Source organism: Sphingomonas bacterium (genome assembly GCF_903644135.1).
Lineage (GTDB): Bacteria > Pseudomonadota > Alphaproteobacteria > Sphingomonadales > Sphingomonadaceae > Sphingomonas.
Window position 1 is genome coordinate 1 of record NZ_CAHJXA010000340.1, and the last position, 2,929, is coordinate 2,929.

Annotated in this window: 5 protein-coding genes and 1 tRNA gene; 2 read left to right on the plus strand and 4 right to left on the minus strand. The window is 67.0% G+C overall.

The annotated features are described in order from the left end of the window. Both HUU96_RS14090 and HUU96_RS14095 read right to left on the minus strand, forming a co-directional pair. Positions 1-140, minus strand: a 140-nt coding sequence (locus HUU96_RS14090) for an SDR family NAD(P)-dependent oxidoreductase (protein WP_174293375.1), incomplete at its 3' end; no start/stop codon positions are given. Beyond that, the gene (locus HUU96_RS14095; protein WP_174293376.1) at positions 137-553 is read right to left on the minus strand and encodes a cupin domain-containing protein; all 417 of its coding nucleotides are present in this window, start codon (positions 551-553) and stop codon (positions 137-139) included. The genes HUU96_RS14095 and HUU96_RS14090, both read right to left, overlap by 4 nt. 138 nt (positions 554-691) lie before the next feature. Here HUU96_RS14095 and HUU96_RS14100 point away from each other — a divergent pair, with 138 nt between their 5' ends. Next, positions 692-1,087: a hypothetical protein gene (locus HUU96_RS14100; protein WP_174293377.1), complete on the plus strand. Its 396-nt coding sequence runs from the start codon at positions 692-694 to the stop codon at positions 1,085-1,087. A gap of 63 nt (positions 1,088-1,150) precedes the next feature. Here HUU96_RS14100 and HUU96_RS14105 read toward each other — a convergent pair whose 3' ends face one another. Both HUU96_RS14105 and HUU96_RS14110 read right to left on the minus strand, forming a co-directional pair. Then, positions 1,151-1,906 carry a hypothetical protein gene (locus tag HUU96_RS14105; protein WP_174293378.1) on the minus strand — a complete coding sequence of 252 codons (756 nt, stop codon included), beginning with the start codon at positions 1,904-1,906 and terminating at the stop codon, positions 1,151-1,153. A gap of 237 nt (positions 1,907-2,143) precedes the next feature. After that, a tRNA-Leu gene (locus HUU96_RS14110) sits at positions 2,144-2,230 on the minus strand. Positions 2,231-2,344: 114 nt separating this feature from the next. Between HUU96_RS14110 and HUU96_RS14115 the strand changes: the two genes are divergently transcribed. Further along, a partial coding sequence (locus HUU96_RS14115) for an MATE family efflux transporter (protein ID WP_254605248.1) occupies positions 2,345-2,929 on the plus strand: 585 nt, incomplete at its 3' end.

Here is a 2,929-nt window from a genome sequence, read left to right on the forward strand (position 1 = left end):
CGGTCGACGTCCTCCAGCCCCTCGATCCCGCGTGCGCCGAGCACCAGGCGCGCGCCGGCCTGGGCAAAGGCGATCGCGGTCGCCGCGCCGATCCCGCTCGACGCGCCGGTGATGACGACGCGGTGACCAACCAGGCTCACTCGGTCACCGCCTCCTTGATCTTGGCCGCCGCCTTGGCGAGCAGTCCCTTCTCCGCCTCCTCGGCATCGGCCTTGGTCCTGAACGCGGCCCCTTCCGGCTCGGCAGGCGGCGCGTAGACCGAATAAAGCTTGAGCGGCGACGCGCCCTTGTTGACGACGTTGTGCTCAGCCCCCTTGGGCACGACGACGAGGTGGTTGGGGCCGGCCTTGGTCGAGTGGCCGTCGATCACGAACTGCGCCTCGCCCTCGACGATGAAGGTCGTCTGGTCGGCGCGGTGCGTCTCGGTGCCGATCTCCTCGCCGGCGGGGATGCTCATCAGGACGATCTGTACCTTGGCATCGCGATAGACCTCCTTTTGCCAAAGCTCGTTCCTGCCCGCGAGTTCGACCATATCCTTGTTGAAGATCGCCATCCTAAGCCTCCATCCGTTCGGGATAAGGACGCTTGACGCACTTGTGACGTTCCGTGGCGGGCGGCTAGAAGCGTCCGGTCGATCGTGGGATCAGGCTGAAAGGATGGGCGGTTGCGACGCATTGCCTGGATCGCGGGCTTGACCCTGCTGCTGCCGGCAGCGGCGCACGCGTGGGACTATATCGGCGGCAGCGACCCGGCGCTGTGGAGCCACAGCCTGACGCGGCTCGACAACCCGGATCCGCATGCCAACCCCCTGCTGCGGCGTGCGTCCGCGCTGCTCAGCCTGCAATGCCAGGACGGCCACAAGCTCGCCTTCGTGAACCATAACTTCCCGGTGACGGCAAAATCGGCCATCATATCGACCAGCCTCGACGGCGGCCCGGTGGTGGCGGAGACATGGACCGCCGACACAGATATCGCGTTGCAACCGCCGGACGTGACCGCGTTCGCCGCCCGATTGCAAGGGCATCAAATCCTGACGATGAGCGTGACATGGCCGGTGCCGCGCCGACATCTACCCAGTTCGACGTGAGCGGGGTGGAAGCGGCGTTGCAGCCGCTCCACGCCGCCTGCGGATGGTAGCGACCCGCCGCCGCTAAGGCCGCGCCTCCTTGGTCTGCAGCGTCGCCGCGACTTGCGAAAGCGCCAGGACGGCCGCCTGTAGCGCCTTGACCGCATCGGCATTGGTCGCAGGAGCGGCGTTCGAGGCGATCGCGTTCGTCACGGAAGCGGCGGACGAGGCGACCGCTGGCGTGACCGGCGGAGCCGTCGGGGCGATCACCACGGCAGGCGCAAGGACGGCGACCGGCGGCTGGCTTGCGGGAGCCACCAGCAACGGGGCCGGCACCTTCCACACCTCGATCACCATGCCGGCCGGCTTGATGCTCGCGGCCGGCACCGGACATTCGTTTACCGCGCCCGAACGAGCCAGGGTCTCGGCAAGGATCAGCAGATCGTCGTCGGTCGCCCGCGATGCGATCCGCGACAAGGCCGCCACCCGGTCGCACGAGTGGACGTTGACGATCGGTGCTGCGGTCTCGTTGCTGCGCTTGGTGTCGTAGTCGGTCGACTTCACCATCCCCTCGCTGCCATATTGGCGGACGAAATGGGCCTGAACGGTTCGCTTGCTCTTGCTGACGACCTCCCCCTTTTCGTCCATGAACTTGTTGTAGCTCTCGACCCCGGCGGGCAAAGTCGTGCGACATTTCAGCGCGTCGACCATCAACATGGTCTGCAGATCCTGGATGCGAGCCGCGGCGATCTCTTCGCCACGCCAGCAACCGGCATCGCCCAACACTTGCGCGCCGACCGGCGCGATCGGCAGCACAGTAATCATAGCGGCCGCAGCCACCACGGTTCTTATCGACATGATGATTTCCCTCAGTCTGGTGACTGACGGCTGATTATCTGGCCAGTTAAGCGAGTCGTCGACGAAAGTTTACCAGTGCTGAAGCAGCAAGCAACAGACAAGATAGTGATTTTACATGTAATTTTGTTGCGGTTGTGTGACGAGGCCGGCTACTCGCAGCGTGTCTCGGCAGACAGCAGCCGGCCAGCGTGCCCCGCCGCGAGTTCGCTCAACTGAAGATGGTGCGGCCGAGAAGACTCGAACTTCCACGCCCTTTCGGGCACAGCCACCTCAAGGCTGCGCGTCTACCAATTCCGCCACGGCCGCACGTGATGAACCGCCACCGTCGAAGCGGCGACTGGCAGGGGCTGGGCCGTAGCAAAGCCGATCCGGCGCTGCAACGTCTTTGCGTGAGTCACCGCGCGCCGCTAGCGCAAGGCGGTGAACCGCGCCCCGCCCGACCACCTCCAGCGCAGCGAGCTGCGGCGCATCCTGGCGCTGGCGGCACCAGTCGCGCTGACCGGGCTCAACTGGACCCTGCTCCAGGTCACCGATGTCGCCGTTGTCGGCATGGTGTCGACGCACGAGGCGGCAGCGCTGGGGGCGAGCCGATCGATCACCTTTGTCGGCATCGTCACCGGCCTTGCCTGGCTGTCGGGAGTGATGGTGTTCGCCGCCCGCGCCGACGGGGCCGGCGACCGACGGCGGATCGGCGGCGTCCTGCGTGAGGGAGTGACCCTGGCGGCGACGCTGGGGCTGGTGCTTGGCGCGCTGCTGTTGCTGTTCGCGGCGCCGCTGCTCGGCATGATCGGCGTGGCCCCGGCGCTGGTATCGCCCAGCGCGCGCGTGGTGCGGGTGATCGCGCTCGGCTACCCGTTCCAGCTGGTGCTGATCGCGACCGGCTTCCTCCTGGAGGGGATCAGCCGGCCCGGCCGCGTCGCCGCGGTCAACCTGGCGATGCTGCCGGTCAACGCGCTGCTCGCATGGGCGCTGTCGGGCGGCCATCTCGGGCTGCCGGTCTGGGGA